Source organism: Methylosinus sp. C49 (assembly GCF_009936375.1).
In the GTDB taxonomy this organism is placed as follows: Bacteria; Pseudomonadota; Alphaproteobacteria; order Rhizobiales; family Beijerinckiaceae; genus Methylosinus.
Map to the genome: position 1 here is coordinate 1,156,183 of NZ_AP022332.1, position 26,072 is coordinate 1,182,254.

Below are 26,072 nucleotides of genomic sequence, written 5' to 3' on the forward strand. Positions count from 1 at the left end.
ACCCGCCGGTAGAGGAGAATACTCCGGGGCGGCGACCGTGGCGATGGTTTGGCGGCGCGCCGGCTTTTTCGAGAGCGAATGGGTTTCGAGGGAACTCGCCGATGGACCGATCGTCGAGCGATTCGCACGCCGAGCTCCGAGAGACCTCTGCGACGACGCGGCCTTCGCGCCGCGCCGCGGGGGGCGGGGACGATTTGCGCCACGCCGAGGCGGCGCGGCTGGAGGCCGTCCTCGCATGTCTGTCGGACGCTGTCTTGTCGATCGACGACAAGGGCGTGGTGGTCGGCGTCAACGGCGCCGCAGGCGCGCTGTTTCGCTGCTCGGCCGAGGCGCTGCTCGGCCGCGAGGCGGCGCTTTTGTTGCCCGAAAGCTGTTTTGCAGCGGGGGAGCGGCGGTCGGACGGCCTCGCTCGCCGCGACGACGGCTCGACCTTCCCCATTTCCCTCGCCGTGAACGAGACGCGCGGCGCCGTTCGCCAGCGCATCGCCGTCATTCGCGATCTCACCGAGGAGCGCGCCGCCGAGGCGCTGCTCTGTGAGCTGCGCTCGGAACTCGCCTATGCCGGACGGCTCGCCGCAATGGGCGAGCTGGCGGCGGCGCTCGCGCATGAGATCAACCAGCCTTTTTCCGCCATCGCCACCTATGTCCGCACCGCGCGCTGGCTGCTGCAGCGTAAGCCCAAGCAGAGCGGCGAGGTCGAGGATATTCTGGACAAGGCGGGGGCGCAGGCGATGCGCGCCGGCGATATCGTGCGGCGCTTGCGCGAGTTCGTCACGCGCGGCGAATCGGTGAAGACGGTGCAGAGCCTCAGCGCTCTGGTCGAGGAGGCGAAATCGCTGGGCGTCGCCAGCGCGCGCCAGGTCGGCGCGCAGATCAGCGTCGCCGCCAAGGCCGAGAATGACGAGGTTCTCGCCGATCGCGTGCAGATCCAGCAGGTCATCGTCAATCTCATGCGCAACGCCGTCGAGGCGATGGAGGGCGCGCCGCGGCGCGAGCTGTCGCTCTCCACCTCGGCCGCCGACGGCTATGCGCGGCTCGACGTGGCCGACACGGGCCATGGTCTGAAGGACGGCGCCGGCGCGCTGTTTCAGCCCTTCCGCAGCAGCAAGGCGAGCGGAATGGGCATAGGGCTTTCGATTTCCCGCTCGATTGTCGAGGCGCATGGCGGACGCATTTGGGCCGAGCCCAATCCGCGCGGCGGCGCGATTTTCAGCTTCACGCTTCCTCTCGCGGAAAGGGCCAGCCTATGAGACCAGCGCCGCTCGTGCACCTCGTGGACGACGATCCGGCGATTCGCGACGCGCTGACGCTGATGTTCCGCTCGCGCGGCTTTCGCTCGCGCGCCTATCGCGCGGCGGAGGAATGCCTCGCCGAGGCGGGGCCGAAGACATCGGGCTGCATCGTCGCCGATATGCGGCTGCCGGATATGTCCGGCGTCGAGCTGACGCAGCGCCTGCGCGCCTCCGGGGCGACGCATCCCGTCGTCATCATCACGGCTTGCGCCGGCGCTTCCCTCGCGGTGGAGGCGATGGCGGCCGGCGCCAGCGATCTCTTGGAAAAGCCCTTCGACGATGAGGCGTTGCTCGTCTCTGTGCGGCGCGCGCTGGCGGCGCGGCGCGGCGAGGGCGACATAGACGCCGAGACGCGCGCCGCGCTCGCGCGATTCGGCGGGCTGAGCGAGGATGAGCGGCGCGTGCTGGCGGGCGTCGCCAAAGGCCGGCCGAGCCGCGACATAGCGGAAGGGCTCGGCCTCGAATTGCGCGCGGTGGAACTGCACCGCGCCAATATCATGGCCAAGGCCAATATCGGCACGCTGGTCGAGCTGGCGCGGCTCTCGGTGATCGCCGCCAGCGTCAAGGCGAGCGAGGGACGCGAGCCTAATCCGCCGCTGCGGCGCCGCCGTTCAAATCTTCGGGGCGCGGCTGCAGCATGATGTTGTAGCCGGCGTCGACGAGGTGAATCTCGCCGGTCACGCCGCCCGACAGCTCCGACAGGAAATAGAGCGCCGAGCCGCCGATCTCGTCCAGCGTGATCATGCGGCGCAAAGGCGCATGGGCCTTTTGAAACGCGCCCATCGCGCGCGCGCCGGTGATGCCGGCGCCGGCCATCGTCCGCACCGGGCCGGGCGAGATGGCGTTCACGCGAATGCCGCGCGCGCCATAATCGGCCGCGAGATAGCGCACGGAGGAATCGAGCGCCGCCTTGGCGACGCCCATCACGTTATAATTGGGCATCACATGCGTGCCGCCGCCGAAGGAGACGGTGAGCATGGTCCCGCCATTCTTCATCATCGCCGCGGCGCGTTTCGCCGCCTCGGTGAAGGAGAAGCAGGAGATGACCATGGTGCGGATGAAATTCTCGCGCGATGTGTCCGCGTAGAGGCCTTTCAGCTCGCTCTTGTCGGAATAGGCGAGCGAATGGACCAGAAAATCCAGCTCGCCCCATTCCTCCTGCAGCCGCGCGAAGACGGAATCGAGGGACGCGATATCTTCCACATCGCAGGGGATCACCAGATTGGAGCCGAGCTCCTCGGCGATCGGGCGGACGCGCTTGCCGAGCGCCTCGCCCTGATAGGTGAAGGCGAGCGAGGCCCCATGCCGCGCCAGCGTTCGCGCTATGCCATAGGCGATGGAATGATCATTCGCGACTCCCATGACAAGGCCGCGTTTGCCTTGCATGAGGCCCGTTGAAACCGTCATCTTTGGTTGGTCCTATTCTCGTCAGGCGTCCGGGTGCTTGAACACCAGCGACGCATTGGTGCCGCCGAAACCGAAGGAGTTGGAGAGCACGGCGCGCAGAGCGACATTGTCGCGCCGCTCGCGCAGGATCGGCATATCGGCGAATTCGGGATCGAGCTCCTCGATATTGGCGCTCTCGCAGATGAAGCCGTTCTGCATCATCAGCAGAGAATAGATCGCCTCCTGCACGCCGGTCGCGCCGAGCGAATGGCCGGTCAGCGATTTCGTCGCCGAGATCGGCGGGCATTTCTCGCCGCGGCCGAAGACCTCGCGGATCGCCTCGATCTCTTTCAGATCGCCGACCGGAGTCGAGGTGGCGTGCGGATTGATGTAGTCGATCGGCGTCTTCACGCCGGCGAGCGCCTGGCGCATGCAACGCATCGCGCCTTCGCCGGAAGGGGCGACCATGTCATGGCCGTCGGAGGTCGCGCCATAGCCGGCGATCTCGGCGTAGATTTTCGCGCCGCGCGCCTTGGCCCGCTCATATTCCTCCAGCACCAGCACGCCAGCGCCGCCGGCGATGACGAAGCCGTCGCGATTCTTGTCATAGGCGCGCGAGGCGGTGGCCGGACGGTCGTTATAGGAGGAGGACATTGCGCCCATGGCGTCGAACAGCACGGAGAGCTCCCATTCGAGCTCCTCGCAGCCGCCGGCGAACATAATGTCCTGCTTGCCCCATTGGATCATCTCATAGGCGTTGCCGACGCAGTGGTTCGACGTCGCGCAGGCCGAGGAGATGGAATAGTTCACGCCCTTGATCTTGAACCAGGTGGCGAGCGTCGCCGAGGCGGTCGAGGACATGGCCTTGGGCACGGCGAAGGGGCCGACCTTCTTCGGCCCCTTGGTGCGGGCGATATCGGCGGATTCGACGACCACTTTGGTGGACGGGCCGCCCGAGCCCATGATGATGCCGGTGCGCTCGTTGGAAACCTCGTCCGGCGCGAGGCCGGAGTCGAGAATCGCCTGATCCATGGCGACATGATTCCAGGCCGTGCCCATGGCGTGGAAGCGCATGGCGCGGCGGTCGAGGATCGTCGACGGGTCGAGAGTCGGCGCGCCATGCACCTGGCAGCGGAAGCCGAGCTCGGCGTATTTGTCCGCCTTGACGACGCCCGACTTCGCCTCACGCAGAGAGGCGACGACTTCCTGCGTATTGTTGCCGATGGACGAAACGACGCCCATGCCGGTCACGACCACTCTTCTCATGTCCGAACTCCCTCGCGCCGGCGGGCTCTTTGGCTGTCCCGTCTGGATTTGGCGATTGTCTCGCGCGCCCCGATCGGCGCCCCGTCAGGCCGTCACGCGGCTTCGGGCTTGGCGAGACCGACCTTCAGGTCTTTCGCTTCGTAAATACGTTCGCCGTCCACTTCCACCCAGCCGTCGGCGATGCCGAGGACGAGCTTGGATTTGAACACGCGCTTGAAATCGACGCCGTAGCGGACGAGCTTATTGTGCGGCCGCACCTGACCGCTGAATTTCACCTCGCCGACGCCGAGCGCCATGCCGCGGCCGGGCAGATCGAGCCAGCCCAGAAAAAAGCCGGTGAGCTGCCACAGCGAATCGACGCCGAGGCACCCCGGCATCACCGGATTGCCTTTGAAATGGCAGTCGAAGAACCAGAGGCTCGGATTAATGTCGAGCTCGGCGCGCACATAGCCTTTGCCATGGGCGCCGCCTTCTTCGAAAATTTCCGTGATTCGGTCGAACATGAGCATGGGCGGCAGCGGAAGCTGGGCGTTGCCCGGGCCGAAAAGCTCTTCCCGCGCGCAGGCGAGCAGATCCTCATATCCGAAAGACGAGCGCCGTTCGCTCATGATGTTCCTTCTTGCGTCTCTGACGTGACGATTTCCGGCCGCGCTGCGGGCCGGAAGCCGCATTCGTTAACATAGGCGCCGGCCGGGTCAAAGGGGGCGCGCGGCTCCAAGAGCGCTTTCAAGAGCGCTTTCGTCGGTCCCGAGCGGCCCGCGGAGGAAAGGATTGTCTCTGCCGCCGAGCTTCCCTATTGTAACGAAAGAGACAAGATGCGGGGCGGGAAGAACGGGCGAATGACGTTCGAGCAAATATCCGAGCGGGCGTCGAGCGACGTCATGCGGCGGCTGCGCAGCCGCTTGATGGCCGCCGGCATGCGGCCGACGCGTCAGCGCGTGGCGCTGGGCGGGCTGCTGTTCGGCAAGGGCGACCGCCATGTGACGGCCGAGAAGCTTTTCGAGGAGGCGCTGGCCGCAGATCTGCCGGTCTCGCTCGCCACCGTCTACAACACGCTGCACCAATTCACCGATGTCGGCCTGCTTCGCGAGATCGCGGTGGACGGCGCGCGCGTCTATTTCGACACCAATGTGTCGGAGCATCATCATTTCCTGGTCGAGGGCGAGGGGCTCGTCGATATCCCCGGCGCTCATGTGGACGTCGCCAGCCTGCCGGCTCCGCCGCCGGGCATGAGAATCGCCCGCGTCGATGTGGTGATCCGCCTTTGCAAGGACGAGGACTGACGAAGGCGCTGTCCCGCTCGCCCGCGTCCCGCCTCTAGGCGTGAGAGCCTAACGACCGCTCACTCGATCTTCTCCCCCGGATAGACGCCCCAAAGCCCTTCCTGCTTCACATAGGCGTCGAAACCCTCGCCCGAGACGCGGCACCAGGCTCCGTCGCAGCGGCGCAGGCTGGCGACGACGCCGGGCGCGAGTTTCGCCACCGCCGTCGCACGATCGCTGGCGTAGGCGAGGATCGGCTCCTTCTTCCAGGGCGCGACGAGGGCGGTGCGGCGGCCGGAGAGCAGCGAATGCAGCACCCAGCCCTCGGTTCCCTCCGAATCGCGAATTTTTCGCCAGGTCTCGAATTCGGCGGTGATTTCAACCGGAAGACCGGCGCGCTCGAAGACCCAGAGCGTCGGATGCTCCTTGCTCGGCCCCTCGTGCAGATTGACGCGGTCCGATTTGAGGCTGACATAACGCGGCAGCGGCAGGCCGGACGCAGAGCCGACCTGCTGCTGCGCGTCGGCGCTCGCCGGCGCGATGGCGAGCAGCGTCGAGACGGCCAGCAGATCGACGGCGCGGCGGATCGCGGCGGCCGCGCGTCGGCTCGGAAGTGGCTTTGCGTCCATTTCTACTCTTCTCCCGGAGCGCGCCCTTCGCAGTTGCGAATGACGCCTCGTCTTGTCTTTGTCCCGCCATCTGCTAGGAAGTTCGGTGGGAAAGGGGCGCGGGCGGCGAAACGCTCTTTTCATCCATCGTCGTTAAGACCTGGTTGAAGAGACGTCGAAACCGCTCCAAAGGCTCGTTCCGGCGGAACGTGCCTTCGGGCGCGCCGGAGAGCTTAGTCGCGCGAGGCGGGAGGACGAAGGGGAAGATGGCGAAAAAGAAGCCGCTCGTCGTGGTGACACGCCGGCTCCCCGAGGTGATCGAAACCCGCATGTGCGAGCTTTTCGACACGCGCCTCAATGTGAGCGACCGGCCGGCGACCCATGAGGAGCTCGTCGAGGCCGTCCGCACGGCGGATGTGCTGGTGCCGACGATCACCGACCGCATCGACTCCGGCCTCATCGGCCAGGCCGGCGACCAGTTGAAGCTCATCGCCAATTTCGGCAATGGCGTCGACCACATAGACGTCGCCTCGGCGCTGCGTCGCTCCATCACCGTCACCAATACGCCCGGCGTCCTCACCGAGGACACGGCCGATCTCACAATGGGCCTCATCCTGGCCGTGGCGCGCCGCCTCGTCGAGGGAGCCCGCACCATTCCAGACGGCTCCTGGGGCGGCTGGTCGCCCACCTGGATGCTCGGCCATCGCATCACCGGCAAGCGCCTCGGCATTGTCGGAATGGGCCGCATCGGTCAGGCGCTGGCCCGCCGCGCCAGCGCTTTCGGCCTCTCCATCCATTATCACAACCGCCGCCGCCTGCCGGTCGAGATCGAGGACCAGCTCGAGGCGACCTATTGGGAATCGCTGGACCAGATGCTGGCGCGCATCGACATTCTGTCGATCCACTGCCCGCATACGCCGGCGACCTATCATTTGCTCTCGGCCCGGCGGCTGAAGCAGCTGCGCCCGCACGCCATCATCGTGAACACCGCCCGCGGCGAGATCGTGGACGAGAATGCGTTGATCCGCATGCTGGAGGCCGATGAGATTTCCGGCGCAGGCCTCGATGTCTTCGAGCATGAGCCGGCCGTCTCGCCCAAGCTCGTCAAGCTCGCCAAGGCCGGCAAGGTCACGCTGCTGCCGCATATGGGCTCGGCCACCAATGAGGGCCGTGTCGACATGGGCGAGAAAGTCATCATCAACATCAAGACTTTCATGGACGGGCACCGCCCGCCGGATCGCGTTCTGCCCAGCATGTTGTGAGGGCGCGTTTCCGCTTCTCGCCCCGCGCGCGTCGGAGTTTTCCGGCGCTTTTCCGTTCGGAAAAAAACCACAAGACGCGCGCCATTCTCCTGATGCGATTCGCTCGAGGATCGCTCTCAACAAGGATCGAAGGATGAGACGATTTCTGACCGCGCTTTTGGTCGGCCTCGCCGCCTGCGGCCCCGCGCTGGCCAAGGGCAAGCCGGCGCAAAAGGAGAATCAGCAGGAGGCGACCGCGCAGGAGCCGCCGCCGAACTACAAGCCCTTCCCGCATAATTATATTTTCAATCTCAAGGACATAAACGGCAAGGCGCCGCCCGCCGACATTTGGATTCGCATCGACACGACGATGCGCGGCTCGGGCTTCTCGGGCTGCAAATCCTGGTCCGGCGTTTTCGTCGTCGGCGCCAATCGTCTGGGTCCCAAAGCCATGCCCGCCGTCGCCGACGCCAAATGCGATCCCGCCCTTCAGGCGATCGAGCGCGATTTCTGGCAGGTGATGCTGTCCGGCCCCTTCTGGGACCTGCAGGGCTCCGACCTCATCCTCAAAGGCGCCAAGGGCGGCGTGCTGCGTTTCACGCGCTCGCTCTGACGAGCAGCTGAGGTGAGGATCGCGCAATGCTCGAGATCCTCGCGGTCTCCGGCTATCGCTCGCTGAGGGACCTTATCCTTCCGCTCGCGCGGCTCAATGTCGTGACGGGCGCCAACGGCAGCGGAAAATCCAGCCTCTACCGCGCTCTGCGCCTTCTCGCCGACACCGCCCGGGGTCGGCTGGTGAGTTCTCTGGCGCGGGAGGGCGGGATTCAGTCCACGCTCTGGGCCGGGCCGGAGCAGATCGGTCGGGCCGTGCGCGCCGGCCGCCATCCGGTGCAAGGGCTGGTGCGCAAGGGGCCGGTGCAGTTGCGGCTCGGCTTCGGCGCCGCCGATCTCTCTTATGCCGTCGATCTCGGCTTCCCGCCGCCCGGCCTCAGCGCCTCGGCCTTTCTGCTCGATCCGGCGATCAAGCGCGAATGTGTCTGGTCCGGGCCTTTGTTCCGCCCGTCCGCACTGCTGGTCGATCGCCATGGGCCGGGGCTGCGCGCCATGGACGACAGCGGCGCCTGGCGCGTGATCCCGACGCCGATCGCGGATTTCGAGAGCATGATGACGGAATTCTCCGATCCGCGCGCCGCGCCGGAGATGATTTCCGTGCGCCGCAAGCTGCAATCCTGGCGCTTCTATGATTGTCTGCGGACCGATGTGGAGGCGCCCTGTCGAAGACCGCAGGTCGGCACGCATACGCCCATCCTCGCCGACGACGGCGCGGATATCGCCGCGGCGCTGCAGACCATTCTCGAGATCGGCGATGAAGCCGGGCTCGCGCGGGCCGTGGACGACGCTTTTCCCGGCGCCGCCATAGAGATCGAGACGCGCGACGGCTGGTTCGAGCTCTCCATGCGTCAGCACGGGCTGCTGCGGCCTTTGAAAGCGGCGGAGCTTTCGGACGGAACCTTGCGCTATCTGATGCTGGTGGCGGCGCTGCTGACGCCCCGCCCGCCGGAACTGCTGGCGCTGGACGAGCCGGAGGCGAGCCTGCATCCCGATCTCATTCCCGCTCTGGCGCGGCTCATCGCCGCCGCGGCGCAGCGATCGCAGATCGTCGTGGTGACGCATTGCCGCGAGCTGGCCGATCTGCTCGTGCGCGTGCCGGACTCGCGCGCGATCGAGCTGACCAAGGATTTCGGCGAGACCCGTCTCGCCGGCGAGGGCTTCGGGCCGTGCTGGGAATGGCCCAAGCGCTGACGCGCGTCAGCTCACCTTCTCTTCTTCCTGCGCCTTGGCGGAGAGGCGCTTCACGCGCTGCCAGAAGGACCAGGCGCCGAAGATGACGAAGGGCATGGCCGCTGCGGCCGCTTCCTCGCCGGTGAAGCCGAAGGGCAGAGCGCCGGCGTCCTTCAGGCCCTTGAAGAAATAGAGCGAGAGGCCGGCGACATAATAGCTGAGCGCCGCGATGGAGAGGCCGCCGACCAGCTTTTGCAGGCGCATCTGCAGCCGCGCTCGGCGATTCATATCGTCGAGCAGATCGCGGTTCTGCTGCTCCATTTCGAAAGTGATGCCGGTGCGCATCAGATCGGTGGCGCGCTCCACCTGCCGCGCGAGGCGCGCCTGCCGCGTCTCGAATGCGTTGCAGGTCTCGATCGCCGGATCGAGCCGCGCGCTGAAGAATGCCGATATGGTCGTATATTGGCTCTCCTTCGCCTCCTGCAGGAGGTTGAGGCGGTTCTTGACGATGGCGTGATAGGCGCGGCTCGCGCCGAAGCGAAAGGCCGTGCGCGTCGACAGCGCCTCGCTCTGCGCCAGAAGATCGCTCAGCCGTTTCAGCAAATCGCGGCTGGTGCGCATGTCCTGTGTCTGGCTCAGCGCCTGGGTGATGTCGGAGATCTCGCGCTCCATGGCGCGCAGCTCCGGCCCGGCGCTGCGCGCCTCCGGCAGGCCGAGCAGCGCCATCGTCCGATAGGTCTCGATTTCCAGCACGCGCTGGATCAGTCGTCCCGTCTCCAGCGCGCCAATGGCGCTCTCCTTCACCAAAAGTCGCGTGAAGCCGAAAGGATCGACCGCGAAATCGGTCATCACATGGGCGGCGCCCTTGGCCGCGCGAATGACGCAGAGGCTCTGCGAGTTGAACAGGCCGACATAGGGCTCGTGAGAATGGCCGCTCTCCAGCGCGCAGAGATGGGTGGCGACGATCAGCCGGCCGGGCGCGCGAAAGGCGATCTCGCCGGTCCCGATGGGATCGGGATGGGTGAAGGGCTCGCCGGAGTCCTTGTCTGTCGACCAGGTGTATGTGGTGAATTCCGTATGCTGCTCCCAGCGCAGCCGCCAGTCGCCGATCGAGAGGCGCTGGAACTTGGCGTCTCCGGGGCGCGGAACCAGCATATGGGCGCGGCAGAGATCGGCGAGGGCGGCGCGGTCGGCGCGCGCTTCCTCCTCATTGGTGGCGAAGGCGAAATGATAGACGCGCTGCGGCAGCGTGATCGGTAGGAAAGGCCGGGCGTGCAGCTCGGCGAGGACGGCCGCGCGGGCCTCATGCTCGGCCAAGCGTCCGGCGATGGGCGCGTCGCTCTCCTGGTCTGACGCCATTTCTCTCTCTTTCGTTTCGTTTCGCTTTTTCCGGGCGAGCGCTGGCCTCGCCGAATCGCTTTCGAGAATAGCGAGGGAGCCTGCCGCCGGAATGCGACAAAACGAACGAAAAGGCGAGGCGTCGCCGCCTCGCCGTCAGCGGCGCCGTTCAGCGATGATGGAAGCCGCCGCCGAAGCCGCCGTGGTGAAATCCACCGCCGAAGCCGCCATGATGGAAGCCTCCGCCCCATCCGCCATGACCGAAGCCGCCGTGACCGAAGCCGCCGTGACCCCATCCGCCGCCCCAGCCGCCGACGCGATGGTAGCCGCCGCCCCAGCCGCCGAAATAGCGCGGACGATAGCCCCAGCCGCCGCCATAGACGACCGGCCCGCCGCCCCATCCATAGCCGTAAGAGGGATAGCGGTAGCCGTAGCCATATCCATAGGGATAGGCGTAATAGGGCGAATAGGCTCCCGCGGCGATGACGCCGGCGGCCGCCGAGGTGATCGCTGCCGCCGCGGGATCATAGCCATAGCGGTAATAGCGCAGCGCATGATGCCGGCGAATCGGCCGACAATGATTCGCGTAGCGCACATAATGACGATGCTGGCGGCTGCTGTAATGCGCCGCCTCGACCGCGGACGGCGGCGAGACGACCGATTTGCTCGCGACGCTGGTGACGCCGGCGAGCGCATCGGCCGGAGACAGCAGAGCGAGGGAGATCGTCACGCCGATCGCGGCGAAAACGCCGGATTTCAACGGATTTTGCATTTTCTCCTCCTTACGACGACACACGAGACAGATTTTTTGTTTCGCAGCGGCCGGCTCAGGCCTCGAATTTCAGCTCCTGCGCCAGCTGAGTCAGGCGCGTGGCGACGCGGGCGCGCACGCGCGTCGCCGTGTTGGGAAACTCTTCCAATATGCGCAGGAAGAGCGCACGGGTGATCTTGAGGATTGTCGCCGGCTCGCGCGCTATGGCCGTGACGGGGCGCGTCGTCTCGGTGATGAGCGCGGTCTCGCCGATCAGCGCGAAGGGCCGCAGCACTTTGTCGGCGGGGCGTCCGTCGTCGTGCTTCTCCAGCGCGATGGAGCCATTGGTCAGAATATAGCCGCCGTCGGAAGGCTCGCCGCGGCGGAACAGCGCATCGCCGGCGCGCAGCAATTTCGTCTCGGCGCTGAAGGTCAGCAGGCGCAGCGCCTCGACCTCGAAATCCTCGAACAGGGGAATGCGCCTCAGATTGGCGATATCGTCGTCGAGAGCCATGTCCCGGCTGCTTTCCTCGGGGCGTCTCGCCGCGCGGTCAGCGCGCGGGGGAGAAGACCAGCCGATAGCCGTTCTTTTCGGTGAGAAGAAGGCGGGCCTCGGCGGGGTCGGTTTCGATCTTGCGGCGCAGCCGGCTGACATGGGTCTCCAGCGTGCGCGTCGTCACCGTCGGATGATAGCCCCAAACCTCGCGCAGCAACATGTCTTTCGTCACCACCGCGCCGTGCGCCGCGGTGAGCCGCGTCAATATCTCGGCCTCTTTCTCCGTGAGCGGCACGCGCCTTTGCGCGGCGTCGGTCAGCTCGAAGGCGCCGGGCCGGTAGCGGAAGCCGCCGACCGCGACAATAGGCGGCTCGCGCTCGTCCGTCGTGGCCCGTAGCCGGGCGAGAAGATGGGCGAAACGAAACGGCCGCGCGATATAGTCGCGAGCGCCGGGGACGCTCGGCGCGCCGATGAGAAGGATCGCGCCATGGAAGCGCTCGCGGGCGTCATGGGCAAAGGCCTCGCCGATCGCCGCCTCGGCGAGCACGATGTCGTAGCCGCCTTCGTCCAAGAGGCGAGTCGCCTCCTGCGCGGAGGCGGCGGGCGCGACCGCGAATTCGGGATAGCGGGCGAGCTGCTCCGTGAGCGAGGCGCGCAATCCCGCGCCGGCGAGGAGCAATATGTTGCGCTTGCGCGGCGTTGGCGCTTCCGTCATCGGCGCTTCCGGGACTGGGCTCTCGCGCCCATGATCGGCCAAGGACGCGCGCCGTTCAAGGCGCGCGGCGAGGGAGGAGGTTCATGACGCAGGGGTCTTTCCGCCATCATGGCGGGGTGTCGACGCTGAAGGTCGCGCGGCGGATCGGCGGCCGCCCGCATGAAGGCCGGCTGATCGCCGGCGATCTCGTGCTCCCCTGCGCGCTCGGCCGCTCCGGGATCACGCGCCGCAAGCGCGAGGGCGATGGCGCGACGCCAGCCGGAAGCTTCACGCTGCTCTCTTTCTATCTGCGTCGCTGCCGGGTGGAAAAGCCTCGCTCCGTCGCGGCGCGCTTCACGCGCCCGGATGATCTCTGGTGCGACGACCCTCGGTCCTTCCTCTATAATCGTCCCTTGCGCGGGAAGACGCCGCTCGGTCATGAGCGGCTCTGGCGGTCCGACCATCTCTATGACGTCGTCGGCGTGCTCGACTACAATATCCGCCCGCGCGTGCTGGGGCGCGGCAGCGCCATTTTCTTCCATATCGCGACGGAGACGCTGGGGCCGACGGCGGGCTGCGTGGCGCTGCGGGCGCGCGATATGGCGCGGCTGCTGCCGCGTCTGGCCGCCGGCGTCCGCATTGTCGTCGATTAAGCCTTCGAATAGTCGCGCTCGCCCATGATGGCCGAGCCGATGCGCACATGGGTGGCGCCGAGCTGAATGGCGAGCTCGTAATCCGAGCTCATGCCCATGGACAGCTCCTTCAGCCCGTTGCGGGCGGCGATCTCGGCGAGCAAAGCGAAATGCGGCGAGGCCTGCTCGCCGACCGGCGGCACGCACATCAGCCCGGCGATCTCCAGCCCATGCTTCTGCCGGCACTCGGCGATGAAGGCGTCGGCCTCCTGCGGCAGCACTCCGGCCTTTTGCGGCTCCGCCCCGGTGTTGACCTGCACCAGCAGGCGCAAGCGCTTGCCCTGGCGGCGCATTTCTTCGGCGAGGGCTTCGGCGATCTTGGGCCGATCGACGCTCTCTATGACGTCGAAGGTCTCGACCGCCTCGCGCGTCTTATTGGATTGCAGCGGGCCGATGAGATGCAGCTCGACGCCCGAAAAGCGCTGGCGCAGCTCGCCCCATTTGGCGCGCGCCTCCTGCACTTTATTTTCGCCATAGACGCGATGGCCGGCCTCGAGCAGCGGAACCGCCGCCTCGGCCGGAAAGGTCTTGGTGACGCAGACGAGGGTGATCTCGGCCGGCTCGCGGCCGCAATCGCGGGCGCGCACGGCGATGGCGTCCTTGGCGGCGTTCAGCCGATCGACGACGGTCATGGGAGTTTCGGCCTCAGCGGACGAATTTGACGATAGTGAAGATGGCGCCGATCAGCACGAGGTTGAAGCCGAACACCCAGCGCAGGATTTCTGTCTTGGACTGAGAGATTTCCAGCTTTAGCCGTCCTTCCACCTCGGCGAGGTCGCGCTTCAGCAATTCCATGTCGTGCCGAACATCCCCGACGTCCGCCTTTGTGGCCACGCTCTCGGAGAACGCCGTCTCCAACGCCTCGGCGGAGGCGCGCGCCTGCTCAGGCGAGAAGCCGCCGCGGGTGAGGCGATCGATATAGGCGAGGGGGTTGAAGAGCACTTGCGCCGACATGGCCCGGATATAGCACGCGCCCCGCTTCGCGGCGAGAGGCGCCTTTGACAAGCCCCGCCTCGCCCGGCATTACAGGCGAAACTCCACAATTCGATCAGGACCGCTCGGACCCATGAGACCAGAACGCTACGACTTCGCCGCGGCCGAGCCCAAATGGCGAAAGATTTGGGACGAGCGGGAGGTTTTCACCTCCGGCGACGCGACGAAGCCGAAATATTACGTGCTCGAAATGTTCCCCTATCCCTCGGGGCGCATCCATGTCGGCCATGTGCGCAATTACTCCATGGGCGACGTCATCGCCCGCTACAAGCGCGCCAAGGGCTTCGACGTGCTGCATCCCATGGGCTGGGACGCTTTCGGCCTGCCGGCGGAGAACGCCGCCCAGCAGAGCGGCTCGCATCCGGCAACCTGGACCTACGCCAATATCGCGAGCATGCGGACGCAGCTCAAATCCATGGGGCTCTCGCTCGACTGGTCGCGCGAGATCGCAACTTGCGATCCCGCCTATTACAAGCATCAGCAGAAGCTGTTCCTGGATTTCCTCGCCGGCGGTCTCGTCGATCGCAAGCAGTCCAAGGTCAATTGGGACCCGGTGGACATGACCGTGCTCGCCAATGAGCAGGTCGTCGACGGGCGCGGCTGGCGCTCCGGCGCGCTGGTGGAACAGCGCGAGCTGACGCAATGGTTCCTGCGCATCGGCAAATACGCCGATGATCTTCTCACCTCGCTCGACACGCTCGATCGCTGGCCCGAGAAGGTGCGGCTGATGCAGCGCAATTGGATCGGCCGCTCGGAAGGGCTGCTGGCGCGCTTCGCCATCGCCGGCGATCCGACGGGCGAGATCGAGGTCTTCACCACGCGCCCGGACACTTTGTTCGGCGCGAAATTCGTCGCTCTGGCGCCCGACCATCCGGTCGCGCGCGCGGCGGCTTCGCGCGATCCGGCGCTCGCCGCCTTTGCGGAAGAGTGCCGCCATATCGGCACGTCGGTGGCGGCGATCGAGACGGCGGAGAAGAAAGGCTACGACACCGGCCTGCGCGTCGTTCACCCCTTCGACCCATCCTGGACGCTGCCCGTCTATGTCGCCAATTTCATCCTGATGGATTACGGCACGGGCGCGATCTTCGGCTGCCCGGCGCATGACCAGCGCGATCTCGATTTCGCCAATGCTTACGGCCTCGGCGCGACGCCGGTCGTCTGCCCGGAGGGCGTCGATCCTGCGACTCTCATCATTGGCGAGACCGCTTTCGACGGCGAGGGCCGGCTCGTCAATTCGCGCTTTCTCGACGGGCTCACCGTCGCCGAGGCGAAGGAGGAGGTGGCCAAGCGCCTCGAGACCGCGCAGCTGCACGGCCGTCCGCAGGGCGAGCGCAAGATCAATTACAAGCTGCGCGATTGGGGCATTTCGCGGCAGCGCTATTGGGGCTGCCCGATCCCCATCATCCACTGCCCGGATTGCGGCGTGGTGCCCGTGCCGGACGCCGATCTTCCCGTGAAGCTGCCGGAGGATGTGACCTTCGACCGGCCGGGCAATCCGCTCGACCATCATCCGACCTGGAAGAATGTCGCCTGTCCGAAATGCGGAGCCGCGGCGCGGCGCGAAACCGACACGATGGACACTTTCGTCGATTCGTCCTGGTATTACGCGCGCTTCACCGATCCGCACAATGAGAAGGCGCCCGCCGCGCCGGAGCAGCTCGCGCGCTGGCTGCCGGTGGATCAGTATATAGGCGGGATCGAGCACGCGATTCTGCATCTGCTCTATTCGCGCTTCTTCTCGCGCGCCATTCGCGACACTGGCCATGGCGGCGTCGCCGAGCCTTTCGCCGGCCTCTTCACTCAGGGCATGGTGGTGCATGAGACCTATCGCGCCGCCTCCGGCAAATGGATCGCGCCCGGCGAGCTGCGTTTCGAGACCGGCGACAAGGGCCGCCGCGCTTTCCTTATCGAGGGGGGCGAGGAGGTCGTGATCGGCGCGATCGAGAAAATGTCCAAGTCGAAGCGCAACACGGTCGATCCAGACGACATTATCGCCAGCTATGGCGCCGACACGGCGCGTCTCTTCGTGCTCTCCGATTCGCCGCCCGACCGCGATGTCGTGTGGACGGAGGAGGGCGTGCAGGGCGCTTGGCGCTTCGTGCAGCGCATCTATCGTCTGGCCGGCGAGCTCGCCAATGTCGCGGCGCCCGTCGGCGCCAGCGCGCCGGCCGAGTTCGGCGCGGCGGCGCTCGATGTGCGCAAGGCGACGCATCGCACCATCGCCGCCGTCGGCGACAATATCGAGCGTCTGCGCTTCAACACGGCGATCGCCCGCATTCGCGAATACGCCAATGAGCTGACCGCCGCGCTCGACAAGGTGGAGACGGTTCCTGTCTCCGCCGATCTCGCCTTCGCCTTCCGCGAGGCGGCGGATGTGTTCGTGCAGCTGCTCGCGCCGATGACGCCGCATGTGGCGGAAGAATGCTGGAGCGATCTCGGCCATTCCGAGATCGTCTCGCTGGCGCCCTGGCCTGAGGCCGATCCTACTCTCGTCGCGCAGGACATGATAAGCTTGCCGGTGCAGGTGAACGGCAAGAAGCGCGCGGAGATTCTCGTGGCCCATGACGCCGATGAGGCGACGATCCGCGAGGAGGCGCTGACGCAGGAGGCCGTGCTGCGCGCCATGGAAGGCAAGCCGTTGAAGAAATTCATTCTCGTTCCCAAGAGGATCGTCAATGTGGTCGTTTGAACGGCGGCGCGCGCTCCTGTCCGCGGCCTCGGGCGAAAAGGCGCTTCCACCTCCCCCTGGAGGGGGGAGGTCGATCGCCGCAGGCGAGCGGGAGGGGGTGACGCCCGAGTCTCGGGAGCGACCCCACCCCGGACCGCTTCGCGGTCCGACCCTCCCCCTGAAGGGGAGGGTGAGCTACGCCCTTGTCGCCATCGCCGCTCTGGCGCTCTCGGCCTGCACGGTGCAGCCGCTCTATGGCCCCATCGGAACCGACGCGCCGCTGGCGGCGGAGCTGCAGGCGGTCGCGGTCGATCCTATCCCCGACCGCATCGGCCATTACGTCCGCAACGAGCTGATCTTCGCCCTGAACGGCACAGGCTCGGACGTGCCGCCGCGCTATCGGCTGATGGTCGAGCTGAAGGAGCGCGTGCAGACGCCGATTCTCGATACGGTCACAGGCCGCGCGACATCGGCGACGGTGATCGTCGACGCCGAATACAAGCTCATCAATATCGCCGATGAGCAGGTCATCACCAAAGGCGTCGCTTTCGGCGTCGCCAGCTATGATCGTTTCAGCAATCGTCTCGCCAATGTGCGCGCCGCGCGCGACGGCGAGATTCGCGACGCCAAGGTCATCTCCGATATGATCCGCACGCGGGTGTCGACGGCTTTGGCGAAATGAGAGCGAATAACGAGTAGAGCTGCTCGCTATTCGCCGTTACCCGAGCGCCCATGACCGCCATCAAGACCCGCGACGCCGAGCGCTTCGTGAAGGCGCCGCCGGCCAATATCTTCATGTTCCTGCTCCACGGCGCCGACGCCGGCCTCGTGCGCGAGCGCGCGCTCGCCATTGTCGCGCAGCGCGTCGACGATCGGCATGATCCGTTTCAATGCGTGGAGATGAGCGGCGACGCGGTGGCCGCCGATCCTTTGTCGCTGCTCGACGAGGCCAACACGATTCCGCTGTTCGGCGGCAGGCGCGCGATCATCGTCGAGACGGGCGGCAAATCCATTCTCTCGCCGCTCGAGCAATTGCTCGCCGCGCCGCCGGTGGATTGCGCCATAGTGCTCACGGCCGGCGCGCTGAAGCGGGATGCGCCGCTGCGCAAGCTGATCGAGCCGTCCAAGATCGCCGCCGCCGTCGAATGCAATCCAGACGATGAGCAGGATCTGCATGCGCTGATCGACAACAGCCTGCGCGAGGCGGGCTTTTCCGTCACGCCGGAAGCGCGGCTGCTGTTGCAGGCGGCGCTCGGAGAGGATCGCCGCATGAGCCGTTCCGAGCTCGCCAAGCTGATGCTCTATAAGCATGGCGCACGCGCGATCGAGGCCGGCGATGTCGAGGATATTGTCGCGCACGCCTCCAATATCGCCTCCGATCGCCTGGTGCTGGACGCTTTCTCGGGGCAGGCCGACGCCGCGGGCGAAGCCTTCGACAGAGCGGTCGCCGGCGGCGGCGACGCCGGGCAGCTATTGAACGGCGCGCTGCGTTACGCCATGGCGCTGCATCGCGCGCGGCTCACTGTGGATCGCGAGGGGCGGCCGGATTTCGGCATCACGATCTTGATGCGCAGCGGCTTCGGCTTCTCGCAGCGGCCGCAGCTCGAGCAGCATTTGCGCATCTGGTCCGCGGCGAAAGTGGCGGCGATGCTGCCGGCCTTGCGCGACGCAAATCATCGCGCCCGCGCCAATGCCGCTTTGGCGGAGATGGAGGCGGGACGCGCGCTGCTGCGCATAGCCAGTCAGGCCGCGCGGCGCTGAGCGCCCCCTCCCGCACGCTCCCCCGCTTGCGCGGGAGAGGGAAAGCGGCGGGCGTTGCGCGAAACGCCGTTGAAGCGCGGCGTCTGCTCCCTCTCCCGCGAAGCGGGGGAGGGTTGGGGAGGGGCCGCCTCAATGCGCGAGCGCTTTGACAATCTGCTCCACAGTCTTCTTCGCGTCGCCGAACAGCATCATCGTGTTGGGACGGAAGAACAGCTCATTCTCGACGCCGGCATAGCCGGAGCCCATGCCGCGCTTCAAAAACAGAACCGTCTTCGCCTTCTCGACGTCGAGGATCGGCATTCCATAGATCGGCGATTGCGGATCGGTCTTGGCGGAAGGATTGGTCACGTCATTGGCGCCGATGACGAAGGCGACGTCGGCCTGGGCGAACTCCGAATTTATGTCCTCGAGCTCGAAGACCTCGTCGTAAGGAACATTGGCCTCGGCGAGCAGCACATTCATATGGCCGGGCATGCGGCCGGCGACCGGATGAATGGCGTATTTCACCTCGACGCCTTCCTTTTTCAGAAGGTCCGCCATCTCGCGCAGCGCGTGCTGCGCCTGCGCCACAGCCATGCCATAGCCCGGCACGATGATGATCTTGCCGGCGTTCTGCATGATGTAAGCGGCGTCCTCCGCCGAGCCCTGCTTGACCGGGCGCTTCTCCACCGCGCCCGCCGCCGCCGCGGTCTCGCCGCCGAAGCCGCCGAGAATGACCGAGACGAAGGAGCGGTTCATCCCCTTGCACATTATGTAGGAGAGGATCGCGCCCGAGGAGCCGACCAGCGCGCCGGTGATGATGAGCGCGAGATTGCCGAGCGTGAAGCCTATGCCCGCCGCCGCCCAGCCCGAATAGGAGTTGAGCATGGACACGACGACCGGCATATCGGCGCCGCCGATCGGAATGATGAGCGTCACGCCGAGCGCGAGCGAGACGAGAATGATGAGAAACAGCCAGAAGCCGCTCTCCGTCGTCGCGAACAGGACGATGAAGCCGAGAAGCGCGAGGCCGAGCAGAATATTGATCGTGTGGCGCTCGGCGAGCAGGATCGGTTTGCCGCTCATCTTCTCGGCGAGCTTCATATAAGCGATGATCGAGCCGGAGAATGTGATCGCGCCGATCGCCGCGCCGAGCGACATTTCGAAGAGGCTTCCGCCTTCGATGTGGCCGGGCGCGCCTATGCCGAAAGCCTGCGGCGCATTGAACGCAGCGCCCGCTACGAGAACTGCGGCGAGGCCGACGAAGGAATGGAACAAGGCGACGAGCTGCGGCATTTCCGTCATCAGCACGGTGCGCGCCTGCCACGCCCCGATTCCGCCGCCAATGGCGACGCCCGACAACATGAACAAAATTCCGCTGAAGCTCGGCGCGCGCAGCAGCAACGTCGTCGCCACGGCGACGCCCATGCCGATCATGCCGTAGAGATTGCCCTGTCGCGACGTCGCCGGCGAGGACAGGCCGCGCAGCGCCAGAATGAACAAAATTCCGGCGGCGAGATAGAGAAGGACCGCGAGATTGCCGCTCATGGCTCAGCCCTTCTTCTTGTACATCGACAGCATACGTTCGGTGACCATGAAGCCGCCGAAAATATTCACGCTGACGAGGCCGAGCGCGACGAAGCCGAACCATTGCGCCCACCACGCGCCGCCGCTGGCGTCGGCCTTTGGGTCGACACCGACCGCGAGCAGCGCGCCGACGACGATGACCGAGGAGATGGCGTTGGTGACGGACATCAGCGGCGTGTGCAGCGCCGGCGTCACCGACCAGACGACATAATAGCCGACGAAAACCGCCAGAGCGAAAATCGCGAGGCGGAAGACGACCGGATCGACGCCGCCGGTGAGGCCGTGCGAGGAGGCCGCCGCCGCCACTTGCGCCAGCTGATCGGAATAGGCTTGCGCCTGATCGGCGAGCTGGCGCGTCGCCTCGGCTGCGCGGCGGGCCGTTTCGAGCATTTGCTGAGTCGTGTCGGATGCCATGTGCCAACGCCCTTTCTTCGCGCGGCCCTCGCGGGGCCGGCGCGATCAAGCCGCAAATCGCGAATCGATGACGGCGCCGTCGCGGGTGAGGGCCGTCGCCTTCACCAATTCGTCGTTCCAATCGATGGTCAGAGTCTTCGTCTCTTTGGAGACAAGAGTCTCGACGAAGGCGAACAGGTTTTTTGCGTAGAGGCTCGAGGCTGTCGCCGGAAGGCGGCCGGCGAGATTGACTGCGCCTATGATCTTCACGCCATTGTCGACGATCGTCTCGCCCGGCTTGGTCAGCTCGCAATTGCCGCCGCGCTCGGCGGCGAGATCGATGATGACCGAGCCCGCGCGCATCGATCGCGCCGCCGTCGCCGAAATGAGTCTCGGAGCCGGCCGGCCGGGGATCAGCGCCGTGGTGACGATGATATCCTGCTTGGCGATATGCGCGGCGACCAGCTCCGCCTGCGCGGCTTGGTATTCCGGCGACATTTCCTTGGCGTAGCCGCCGGAAGTCTCGGCTTGGCGGAATTCGTCATTCTCGACCGCGATGAATTTTGCGCCGAGCGATTCCACCTGCTCCTTGGTGGCGGGCCGCACATCGGTCGCCGAGACGATGCCGCCGAGCCGGCGCGCCGTGGCGATCGCCTGCAGGCCGGCGACGCCGACGCCCATGATGAAGATTTTGGCGGCCGGGACCGTGCCCGCCGCCGTCATCATCATCGGAATGGCGCGGCTATATTCCGCCGCGGCGTCGATGACGGCGCGATAGCCGGCGATATTCGCCTGGGAGGAGAGAACGTCCATGACCTGCGCGCGGGTGATGCGCGGCATGAATTCCATGGCGAAGAGCGTCGCGCCGGTCTGGGCGAGGGCGGCGAGCTCCTTCTCATGTCCGAAAGGATCGGCGATGGCGACGATTGCAGCGCCGCGCGCTATGCCGGAGAGCTCTTCCGGCGCCGGTCGGCGCACGCGCAGCACCACCTCGGCGTTGTCGGAGGCGGCCGCGGCGCTCGGCGCTATCGCGGCGCCGGCGGCGGCGTAATCGCCGTCCGAGAAGCCGGATAGGGTTCCGGCGCCCGACTGGACCACGACTTCCGCGCCGAGGTTCTCGAGCTTCTTTACGGTTTCCGGCGTTGCGGCGACGCGCGTCTCGGTCTTGTCAGTCTCGGCTTGAACAGCAATGCGCATTGACGAAACTCCATTTTGCGGAGAATCGGTTTCGCGTGGCCGGATGGCCGCGCGGTTCGCATTCGGTCAGAAACTGTAGAGGGAACCCGTGGAGCGGCGCGTCGGCGATCGACGCGTCGGGGCGTCAGCGCGCGAGGAAGAAATACATCAGCGCCAGGGTCACGACGCTGGCCGCCGTTCCCACCTTCAGCAGCGTCAGAAAGCCGTTATAGGTGGCGAGATGCTCCGCAATGTCTGACGAAGCCTCGTGATGATGGTCGGCCATTCCTCTCCCCTCGCGCTCTTGCGTTTCGGCTCGCCCATCGAGGGGCGAAGCGGTGTGATGCTAGACGAGCGCGCTCGATCCTGCAATGTCGCAATCGTCGCGGTTCTGTCCCCGCGCTCGACAAAAAAAGCCCCGGATTGCTCCGGGGCTTCTTCGTTTCCTGTCTCGGACGGAGATCAGAAGTCCATGCCGCCCATGCCGCCGCCAGGCGGCAGAGCCGGACCGGCGTCCTTCTTCGGCTGCTCGGTGATCGTCGCCTCGGTGGTGACGATGAGCGCCGCGACGGAAGCCGCGTCCTGCAGAGCCGTGCGGACGACCTTGGTCGGGTCGATGATGCCGAGCTTCACCAGATCGCCATACTCGCCGGACTGGGAGTCGTAGCCGAAGCTGTAGTCCTTGGACTCGAGCAGCTTGCCGACCACGACCGCGCCGTCGCCGCCGGCGTTGTCGACGATCTGACGGGCCGGAGCCTGGATCGCCTTGCGGACGATCTCGACGCCGGTCTTCTGGTCGGAGTTGGCGACCTTGACGTCGCCGAGAACGGCGATGGCGCGCAGCAGGGCGACGCCGCCGCCGGGCGAGATGCCTTCCTGCACCGCGGCGCGGGTGGCGTTCAGCGCATCGTCGACGCGGTCCTTCTTCTCCTTCACCTCGACCTCGGTCGCGCCGCCGACGCGGATCACCGCGACGCCGCCCGCGAGCTTGGCGAGACGCTCCTGCAGCTTCTCGCGGTCATAGTCGGAGGTGACTTCCTCGACCTGAGCCTTGATCTGCTGGACGCGGGCCTCGATGTCCTTCTTCTCGCCGGCGCCGTCGATGATCGTCGTGTTCTCCTTGTCGATGCGGATGCGCTTGGCGCGGCCGAGCAAGGGAAGCGTGACGTTCTCGAGCTTGATGCCGAGATCCTCGGAGACGACCTGGCCGCCGGTGAGGATGGCGATGTCCTCGAGCTGCGCCTTGCGACGATCGCCGAAGCCCGGAGCCTTCACGGCCGCGATCTTCAGGCCGCCGCGCAGCTTGTTGACGACGAGCGTGGCCAGAGCCTCGCCCTCGACGTCCTCGGCGATGATGAGCAGCGGCTTGCCGGTCTGCACAACGGCCTCGAGGATCGGCAGCAGCGGCTGCAGCGTCGACAGCTTCTTTTCGTGGATGAGGATGTAGGGGTCCTCGAGCTCCGCGACGAGACGCTCGGCGTTGGTGATGAAGTAGGGGGAGAGATAGCCGCGATCGAACTGCAGGCCCTCGACGATGACGGTCTCGGAGTCGAGGCTCTTGGCCTCTTCCACCGTGATCACGCCCTCATTGCCGACCTTCTGCACCGCCTTGGCGATCTCCTGGCCGATGAAGCTGTCGCCATTGGCCGAGATGGTGCCGACCTGGGCGATCTCGTCGTTGGAGGTGACCTTCTTGGAGTTCTTCTTCAGATCGGCGACGACCGCCTCGACCGCGAGGTCGATGCCGCGCTTCAGATCCTGCGGGTTGAGGCCCGCCGCGACGGCCTTGGCGCCTTCCTTGGCAATGGCGGCGGCGAGCACGGTCGCCGTCGTGGTGCCGTCGCCGGCGGTGTCGTTCTGCTTGGAAGCGACCTCACGAACGAGCTGCGCGCCGAGATTCTCGAACTTGTCGGCGAGCTCGATCTCCTTGGCGACGGTGACGCCGTCCTTGGTGATGCGGGGAGCGCCGAAGCTCTTCTCGATCACGACATTGCGGCCCTTGGGGCCGAGAGTGACCTTCACCGCATTGGCGAGGATTTCGACGCCGCGCAGGATACGGTCGCGCGCGTCGGAGGAAAAACGAATGTCCTTGGCTGCCATTTTCGTTCGGCTCCGTTGAAGAGAATTAAGTGCGAGGGTCTAGCGGCTCAGGCGATCACGCCCAGAATGTCGCTTTCCTTCATGATGAGGAGATCTTCCCCGTCGATCTTGACCTCGGTGCCGGACCATTTGCCGAACAGCACGCGGTCGCCTTCCTTCACATCGAGAGCGACGAGCTTGCCGCTCTCGTCGCGGGCGCCCGGGCCGACGGCGATGATCTTGCCCTCGGCGGGCTTCTCTTTCGCGGTGTCGGGAATGATGATGCCGCCTTTGGTCTTGTCTTCGCCTTCGAGGCGCTTGACCACGACGCGGTCGTGGAGGGGACGGAACGCCATTTCGTCTTCCTTCGTTGCTGCCCGGCCGGAGCGCGCGGGCGAAAGATTGAATAAAATGCCTATTAGCACTCACGGGCGGCGAGTGCCAGCAGGCTGGGGATGACATAAGAAGCAGCCCCGGGGGCTGTCAAGGGCGGACTCTACCGAAATTCGGGCGCCGGCTGCGTCAATGCATAAAATTACGCCTTGCCCTGCCTCTTTATTCTCACGAGGCGGCCGAAATCGGGCGGGACTTTCGCGCTTTCCCGCAGGCTCGTCGCGCCGACGCGCGCCATGTGGTAGGCCCATGCTTCGGCATATGAATTGCTAGCTCGCGAGGCATGACAATGGACGCCGTGCAATCGACAAAGACCGCATTCGACGTCATCGGAGGCCAGGAGGCGATCGACCGTCTGGTCGAGACGTTCTACCGCAATATGGACGAGCTGCCGCAGGCGCGGGGCATTCGCGCCATGCATGCGATCGATCTCGGCCCCACCAAGGCGGTTCTGAAGCTCTATCTGGCCGAATGGCTGGGCGGACCCAAGAGCTATTCGGAACAGCGGGGACATCCCCGGCTGCGCATGCGTCACATGGGCTTCGCGATCGGACCCGCCGAGCGCGACGCGTGGATGGCCTGCATGACTGGCGCGCTCGATGAGGTGGTCGATGATGTGAGACTGCGTGACTCCCTGAAGCAGAACTTCGCCAAACTGGCGGATTGGCTACGTAACGATCCGGATAATCAACATGACAAGCATCACTGAAACGGCGTTTGCGACTTTGGAAGAGCAGAAGCGGCTGCTCAGCCCGGTTCACAAGGGACCGACGGAACAGCCCGGGCGCTTCGGCTTCCGCGGCAAGCTCGCCCTGAAATTCGCCCAACAGTTCGCCGACGAGGCGCGGCCGCCGGAACTCTGCTCCGATCAGGTCATTGCCGTGGCGCAGGCCGGCAAGCCCACCTTCGACTTCTTCGCGCAGTGGGTTCTCTCTTTCGAGCATCTCGGCAATATCGCCGAAGTGCTGAAGGGGCTGCTCAGCCCGGAGGGCAAATATTTCATCTTCGCCAATAACATCGACCTGCTCAGCAAATATCAGGTCGAGATCGATGGCATTAATTTCTACGTGCTGCCGATCGACGAATCGACGGTCTATAACGAGCTGCTCGAGCTGTTCTACATCGAGAAGAACGACCTCAAGAAAGCCACGACCGCCGGCAAGATCGACGCAGTCGCCAATGCGGGCATCGCCTTCGACCAGACTTTCGAGAAGATCACCTTCGAGAAGGGCCTGGAAGTCATGGGTCCGGTGCGCAACCGCAACGAGAATCGTCCGGTCTGACGCGACGATCCACCGCTCCGAGCATGACCACGCAATCCAGGGGCCGCACCGGCTCTGGATTGCTTTTTTATGTCTGGCGCGCGGACCAGCGCGGCCGAGAAATGGCATGCGCGCATTCAGACATGATTGTCAGAATGCGCCCTGAATGGTTCGCTGATCGACAGTGCTGGTCAATTTCCTTCCAGCCGCGCTTGCGCGCAGGCGCGGACCAACTCGTCCTCGTCATCGAGGAAAGAGGGCAGCAGCTCCGATGAGCAGCGTTCGGCGACGGTGAAGCGGATGCGTAAATCCTCGTCCTTGCTCATGGCGACGAGGCGATCCTCCGGCAGGCGCTCGGCGACGACGAGGCGCACCAGAGGCTCGGGATCCTTCACGAGAAGATGCAGCCGCTCCACCGGAATGCGGCGCGCCACCCAGCGGCGCACCTCCGGATCCTCGTCATGGACGGCTATGGTCAGCAAATCCGGCGAAAGGCGTCGCACGACATGGATGCGGACCAGATAATCCGGGTCCGAATACATGGCGAGCAGTGCGGCGCCTTCGAGCCGATTGGCGGCGACGATTCGCACCCGCGGCTCAGGATCATGCGCGAGATGGGCGATGCGCGACGCCGGCAGACGTGATGCGACCGTGGCCCGCACCTCCGGCTCGGGATCGTCGAGCAGCGGCGGCAGACGCAGCACCGAGGCGTAGCGCGCCGCGCGGGCGCGCACCTCGAAATAGACGTGATCCAGATACGAATCCGCGAGATGCGGATGTCCGCGGAAAAAGAGATCGACACGCTTCGCCCTGCGGTCGCGCACGCAGGCCGATCCCTTGCGGCACAGCCCCTCGAGGTTGAGCGCCACATGGGAGCATTCCCTGCAGCGTATGGGGCGACCACGCCAGTCCAGCGGATCGTCGCTTATTCTTTCTGGTTCTGCGGCCATTGGCGAGCCGTCTTCTTTCCAGG

General features: G+C 65.8%; 29 protein-coding genes. 12 read left to right on the plus strand and 17 right to left on the minus strand.

Translation table 11 applies throughout. The features are described from left to right. Window positions 1–101 precede the first annotated feature (101 nt). Together GYH34_RS05435 and GYH34_RS05440 are read left to right on the plus strand one after the other, a co-directional pair. Window positions 102–1,250, plus strand: coding sequence for an ATP-binding protein (locus GYH34_RS05435; RefSeq protein ID WP_161912702.1), 1,149 nt, complete (start codon window positions 102–104; stop codon window positions 1,248–1,250). Beyond that, a complete protein-coding gene (locus GYH34_RS05440; protein ID WP_161912703.1) occupies window positions 1,247–1,933 on the plus strand; it encodes a response regulator in 687 nt (228 codons plus the stop codon). Before GYH34_RS05435 ends, GYH34_RS05440 begins: the two co-directional genes overlap by 4 nt. On the opposite strand, the gene fabI is transcribed toward GYH34_RS05440, so the two are convergent. From fabI to fabA, 3 genes are all read right to left on the minus strand, one after another. Next, a complete protein-coding gene (gene fabI / locus GYH34_RS05445; RefSeq protein ID WP_161912704.1) occupies window positions 1,878–2,699 on the minus strand; it encodes an enoyl-ACP reductase FabI in 822 nt (273 codons plus the stop codon). The two genes, GYH34_RS05440 and fabI, sit on opposite strands and share 56 nt — an antisense overlap. A gap of 21 nt (window positions 2,700–2,720) precedes the next feature. Then, window positions 2,721–3,944: a beta-ketoacyl-ACP synthase I gene (gene fabB / locus GYH34_RS05450; RefSeq protein ID WP_161912705.1), complete on the minus strand. Its 1,224-nt coding sequence runs from the start codon at window positions 3,942–3,944 to the stop codon at window positions 2,721–2,723. 92 nt (window positions 3,945–4,036) lie between these two features. Further along, window positions 4,037–4,552, minus strand: a complete 516-nt coding sequence (fabA, locus tag GYH34_RS05455; RefSeq protein ID WP_018267877.1) for a 3-hydroxyacyl-[acyl-carrier-protein] dehydratase FabA — start codon at window positions 4,550–4,552, stop codon at window positions 4,037–4,039. A 273-nt stretch (window positions 4,553–4,825) separates the two neighbouring features. Between fabA and irrA the strand changes: the two genes are divergently transcribed. After that, window positions 4,826–5,227, plus strand: coding sequence for an iron response transcriptional regulator IrrA (gene irrA, locus GYH34_RS05460; protein ID WP_197745455.1), 402 nt, complete (start codon window positions 4,826–4,828; stop codon window positions 5,225–5,227). A 59-nt stretch (window positions 5,228–5,286) separates the two neighbouring features. Here the strand turns inward: irrA and GYH34_RS05465 are convergent, their stop codons facing one another. Continuing rightward, window positions 5,287–5,835, minus strand: coding sequence for an SH3 domain-containing protein (locus tag GYH34_RS05465; RefSeq protein WP_161912707.1), 549 nt, complete (start codon window positions 5,833–5,835; stop codon window positions 5,287–5,289). Between the two features lie 245 nt (window positions 5,836–6,080). Here GYH34_RS05465 and GYH34_RS05470 point away from each other — a divergent pair, with 245 nt between their 5' ends. From GYH34_RS05470 to GYH34_RS05480, 3 genes are all read left to right on the plus strand, one after another. Then, window positions 6,081–7,076 (plus strand): D-glycerate dehydrogenase, encoded by a 996-nt coding sequence (locus GYH34_RS05470; RefSeq protein ID WP_024881173.1) that lies wholly within the window; start codon window positions 6,081–6,083, stop codon window positions 7,074–7,076. Window positions 7,077–7,209: 133 nt separating this feature from the next. Next, entirely contained in the window at window positions 7,210–7,668 is a 459-nt protein-coding gene (locus GYH34_RS05475) for an META domain-containing protein (protein ID WP_161912708.1), read from the plus strand. 26 nt (window positions 7,669–7,694) lie between these two features. Then, window positions 7,695–8,858 carry an AAA family ATPase gene (locus tag GYH34_RS05480; protein WP_161912709.1) on the plus strand — a complete coding sequence of 388 codons (1,164 nt, stop codon included), beginning with the start codon at window positions 7,695–7,697 and terminating at the stop codon, window positions 8,856–8,858. A gap of 6 nt (window positions 8,859–8,864) precedes the next feature. On the opposite strand, the gene GYH34_RS05485 is transcribed toward GYH34_RS05480, so the two are convergent. The 4 genes from GYH34_RS05485 to GYH34_RS05500 form a co-directional block, all read right to left on the minus strand. Beyond that, window positions 8,865–10,196, minus strand: coding sequence for a DUF3422 domain-containing protein (locus GYH34_RS05485; protein WP_161912710.1), 1,332 nt, complete (start codon window positions 10,194–10,196; stop codon window positions 8,865–8,867). Window positions 10,197–10,344: 148 nt separating this feature from the next. Beyond that, window positions 10,345–10,947 (minus strand): hypothetical protein, encoded by a 603-nt coding sequence (locus tag GYH34_RS21790; protein ID WP_197745450.1) that lies wholly within the window; start codon window positions 10,945–10,947, stop codon window positions 10,345–10,347. 55 nt (window positions 10,948–11,002) lie between these two features. After that, window positions 11,003–11,440 (minus strand): cyclic nucleotide-binding domain-containing protein, encoded by a 438-nt coding sequence (locus GYH34_RS05495; protein WP_161912711.1) that lies wholly within the window; start codon window positions 11,438–11,440, stop codon window positions 11,003–11,005. Between the two features lie 37 nt (window positions 11,441–11,477). Then, the gene (locus GYH34_RS05500) at window positions 11,478–12,137 is read right to left on the minus strand and encodes a response regulator transcription factor (RefSeq protein WP_161912712.1); all 660 of its coding nucleotides are present in this window, start codon (window positions 12,135–12,137) and stop codon (window positions 11,478–11,480) included. Between the two features lie 83 nt (window positions 12,138–12,220). Here GYH34_RS05500 and GYH34_RS05505 point away from each other — a divergent pair, with 83 nt between their 5' ends. Then, window positions 12,221–12,769 (plus strand): L,D-transpeptidase family protein, encoded by a 549-nt coding sequence (locus tag GYH34_RS05505; RefSeq protein WP_161912713.1) that lies wholly within the window; start codon window positions 12,221–12,223, stop codon window positions 12,767–12,769. Here GYH34_RS05505 and GYH34_RS05510 read toward each other — a convergent pair. Next, window positions 12,766–13,440, minus strand: coding sequence for a YggS family pyridoxal phosphate-dependent enzyme (locus tag GYH34_RS05510; protein WP_161912714.1), 675 nt, complete (start codon window positions 13,438–13,440; stop codon window positions 12,766–12,768). The two genes, GYH34_RS05505 and GYH34_RS05510, sit on opposite strands and share 4 nt — an antisense overlap. A 13-nt stretch (window positions 13,441–13,453) precedes the next feature. Continuing rightward, window positions 13,454–13,813: a hypothetical protein gene (locus tag GYH34_RS05515; RefSeq protein ID WP_161912715.1), complete on the minus strand. Its 360-nt coding sequence runs from the start codon at window positions 13,811–13,813 to the stop codon at window positions 13,454–13,456. Between the two features lie 61 nt (window positions 13,814–13,874). Here GYH34_RS05515 and leuS point away from each other — a divergent pair, with 61 nt between their 5' ends. From leuS to holA, 3 genes are all read left to right on the plus strand, one after another. Then, complete coding sequence (leuS, locus tag GYH34_RS05520) at window positions 13,875–16,490, plus strand: leucine--tRNA ligase (protein ID WP_161912716.1); 2,616 nt, start codon at window positions 13,875–13,877, stop codon at window positions 16,488–16,490. Window positions 16,491–16,659: 169 nt separating this feature from the next. Beyond that, complete coding sequence (lptE, locus tag GYH34_RS05525; protein WP_244635285.1) at window positions 16,660–17,151, plus strand: LPS assembly lipoprotein LptE; 492 nt, start codon at window positions 16,660–16,662, stop codon at window positions 17,149–17,151. Window positions 17,152–17,201: 50 nt separating this feature from the next. Then, window positions 17,202–18,230 carry a DNA polymerase III subunit delta gene (holA, locus tag GYH34_RS05530; protein ID WP_161912717.1) on the plus strand — a complete coding sequence of 343 codons (1,029 nt, stop codon included), beginning with the start codon at window positions 17,202–17,204 and terminating at the stop codon, window positions 18,228–18,230. A gap of 129 nt (window positions 18,231–18,359) precedes the next feature. On the opposite strand, the gene GYH34_RS05535 is transcribed toward holA, so the two are convergent. The 6 genes from GYH34_RS05535 to groES form a co-directional block, all read right to left on the minus strand. Continuing rightward, a complete protein-coding gene (locus tag GYH34_RS05535; protein WP_161912718.1) occupies window positions 18,360–19,757 on the minus strand; it encodes an NAD(P)(+) transhydrogenase (Re/Si-specific) subunit beta in 1,398 nt (465 codons plus the stop codon). A 3-nt stretch (window positions 19,758–19,760) separates the two neighbouring features. Then, entirely contained in the window at window positions 19,761–20,210 is a 450-nt protein-coding gene (locus GYH34_RS05540; RefSeq protein WP_161912719.1) for an NAD(P) transhydrogenase subunit alpha, read from the minus strand. 45 nt (window positions 20,211–20,255) lie between these two features. Further along, window positions 20,256–21,386: a Re/Si-specific NAD(P)(+) transhydrogenase subunit alpha gene (locus tag GYH34_RS05545; protein ID WP_161912720.1), complete on the minus strand. Its 1,131-nt coding sequence runs from the start codon at window positions 21,384–21,386 to the stop codon at window positions 20,256–20,258. Between the two features lie 124 nt (window positions 21,387–21,510). After that, window positions 21,511–21,651 carry an aa3-type cytochrome c oxidase subunit IV gene (locus GYH34_RS05550; protein WP_161912721.1) on the minus strand — a complete coding sequence of 47 codons (141 nt, stop codon included), beginning with the start codon at window positions 21,649–21,651 and terminating at the stop codon, window positions 21,511–21,513. A 176-nt stretch (window positions 21,652–21,827) separates the two neighbouring features. Further along, entirely contained in the window at window positions 21,828–23,465 is a 1,638-nt protein-coding gene (gene groL, locus GYH34_RS05555) for a chaperonin GroEL (protein WP_161912722.1), read from the minus strand. A 47-nt stretch (window positions 23,466–23,512) separates the two neighbouring features. Next, window positions 23,513–23,800, minus strand: a complete 288-nt coding sequence (gene groES / locus GYH34_RS05560) for a co-chaperone GroES (protein WP_018267899.1) — start codon at window positions 23,798–23,800, stop codon at window positions 23,513–23,515. Between the two features lie 326 nt (window positions 23,801–24,126). On the opposite strand from groES, the gene GYH34_RS05565 reads away from it, so the two are divergent. Further along, window positions 24,127–24,546 carry a group II truncated hemoglobin gene (locus GYH34_RS05565; RefSeq protein ID WP_018267900.1) on the plus strand — a complete coding sequence of 140 codons (420 nt, stop codon included), beginning with the start codon at window positions 24,127–24,129 and terminating at the stop codon, window positions 24,544–24,546. Continuing rightward, complete coding sequence (locus GYH34_RS05570) at window positions 24,530–25,120, plus strand: hypothetical protein (protein ID WP_161912723.1); 591 nt, start codon at window positions 24,530–24,532, stop codon at window positions 25,118–25,120. Before GYH34_RS05565 ends, GYH34_RS05570 begins: the two co-directional genes overlap by 17 nt. A 170-nt stretch (window positions 25,121–25,290) precedes the next feature. Here the strand turns inward: GYH34_RS05570 and GYH34_RS05575 are convergent, their stop codons facing one another. Beyond that, window positions 25,291–26,049: a 4Fe4S-binding leucine-rich repeat protein gene (locus tag GYH34_RS05575; protein WP_256367040.1), complete on the minus strand. Its 759-nt coding sequence runs from the start codon at window positions 26,047–26,049 to the stop codon at window positions 25,291–25,293. Between the last annotated feature and the right edge of the window lie 23 nt (window positions 26,050–26,072).

Bases quoted from the DNA above. Each gene is read 5' to 3' on its own strand.
- GYH34_RS05435 (WP_161912702.1), top strand. From the start codon at position 102: ATGGACCGATCGTCGAGCGATTCGCACGCCGAGCTCCGAGAGACCTCT.
- GYH34_RS05440 (WP_161912703.1), top strand. From the start codon at position 1,247: ATGAGACCAGCGCCGCTCGTGCACCTCGTGGACGACGATCCGGCGATT.
- fabI (WP_161912704.1), bottom strand. From the start codon at position 2,699: ATGACGGTTTCAACGGGCCTCATGCAAGGCAAACGCGGCCTTGTCATG.
- fabB (WP_161912705.1), bottom strand. From the start codon at position 3,944: ATGAGAAGAGTGGTCGTGACCGGCATGGGCGTCGTTTCGTCCATCGGC.
- fabA (WP_018267877.1), bottom strand. From the start codon at position 4,552: ATGAGCGAACGGCGCTCGTCTTTCGGATATGAGGATCTGCTCGCCTGC.
- irrA (WP_197745455.1), top strand. From the start codon at position 4,826: ATGCGGCGGCTGCGCAGCCGCTTGATGGCCGCCGGCATGCGGCCGACG.
- GYH34_RS05465 (WP_161912707.1), bottom strand. From the start codon at position 5,835: ATGGACGCAAAGCCACTTCCGAGCCGACGCGCGGCCGCCGCGATCCGC.
- GYH34_RS05470 (WP_024881173.1), top strand. From the start codon at position 6,081: ATGGCGAAAAAGAAGCCGCTCGTCGTGGTGACACGCCGGCTCCCCGAG.
- GYH34_RS05475 (WP_161912708.1), top strand. From the start codon at position 7,210: ATGAGACGATTTCTGACCGCGCTTTTGGTCGGCCTCGCCGCCTGCGGC.
- GYH34_RS05480 (WP_161912709.1), top strand. From the start codon at position 7,695: ATGCTCGAGATCCTCGCGGTCTCCGGCTATCGCTCGCTGAGGGACCTT.
- GYH34_RS05485 (WP_161912710.1), bottom strand. From the start codon at position 10,196: ATGGCGTCAGACCAGGAGAGCGACGCGCCCATCGCCGGACGCTTGGCC.
- GYH34_RS21790 (WP_197745450.1), bottom strand. From the start codon at position 10,947: ATGCAAAATCCGTTGAAATCCGGCGTTTTCGCCGCGATCGGCGTGACG.
- GYH34_RS05495 (WP_161912711.1), bottom strand. From the start codon at position 11,440: ATGGCTCTCGACGACGATATCGCCAATCTGAGGCGCATTCCCCTGTTC.
- GYH34_RS05500 (WP_161912712.1), bottom strand. From the start codon at position 12,137: ATGACGGAAGCGCCAACGCCGCGCAAGCGCAACATATTGCTCCTCGCC.
- GYH34_RS05505 (WP_161912713.1), top strand. From the start codon at position 12,221: ATGACGCAGGGGTCTTTCCGCCATCATGGCGGGGTGTCGACGCTGAAG.
- GYH34_RS05510 (WP_161912714.1), bottom strand. From the start codon at position 13,440: ATGACCGTCGTCGATCGGCTGAACGCCGCCAAGGACGCCATCGCCGTG.
- leuS (WP_161912716.1), top strand. From the start codon at position 13,875: ATGAGACCAGAACGCTACGACTTCGCCGCGGCCGAGCCCAAATGGCGA.
- holA (WP_161912717.1), top strand. From the start codon at position 17,202: ATGACCGCCATCAAGACCCGCGACGCCGAGCGCTTCGTGAAGGCGCCG.
- GYH34_RS05535 (WP_161912718.1), bottom strand. From the start codon at position 19,757: ATGAGCGGCAATCTCGCGGTCCTTCTCTATCTCGCCGCCGGAATTTTG.
- GYH34_RS05540 (WP_161912719.1), bottom strand. From the start codon at position 20,210: ATGGCATCCGACACGACTCAGCAAATGCTCGAAACGGCCCGCCGCGCA.
- GYH34_RS05545 (WP_161912720.1), bottom strand. From the start codon at position 21,386: ATGCGCATTGCTGTTCAAGCCGAGACTGACAAGACCGAGACGCGCGTC.
- GYH34_RS05550 (WP_161912721.1), bottom strand. From the start codon at position 21,651: ATGGCCGACCATCATCACGAGGCTTCGTCAGACATTGCGGAGCATCTC.
- groL (WP_161912722.1), bottom strand. From the start codon at position 23,465: ATGGCAGCCAAGGACATTCGTTTTTCCTCCGACGCGCGCGACCGTATC.
- groES (WP_018267899.1), bottom strand. From the start codon at position 23,800: ATGGCGTTCCGTCCCCTCCACGACCGCGTCGTGGTCAAGCGCCTCGAA.
- GYH34_RS05565 (WP_018267900.1), top strand. From the start codon at position 24,127: ATGGACGCCGTGCAATCGACAAAGACCGCATTCGACGTCATCGGAGGC.
- GYH34_RS05570 (WP_161912723.1), top strand. From the start codon at position 24,530: ATGACAAGCATCACTGAAACGGCGTTTGCGACTTTGGAAGAGCAGAAG.
- GYH34_RS05575 (WP_256367040.1), bottom strand. From the start codon at position 26,049: ATGGCCGCAGAACCAGAAAGAATAAGCGACGATCCGCTGGACTGGCGT.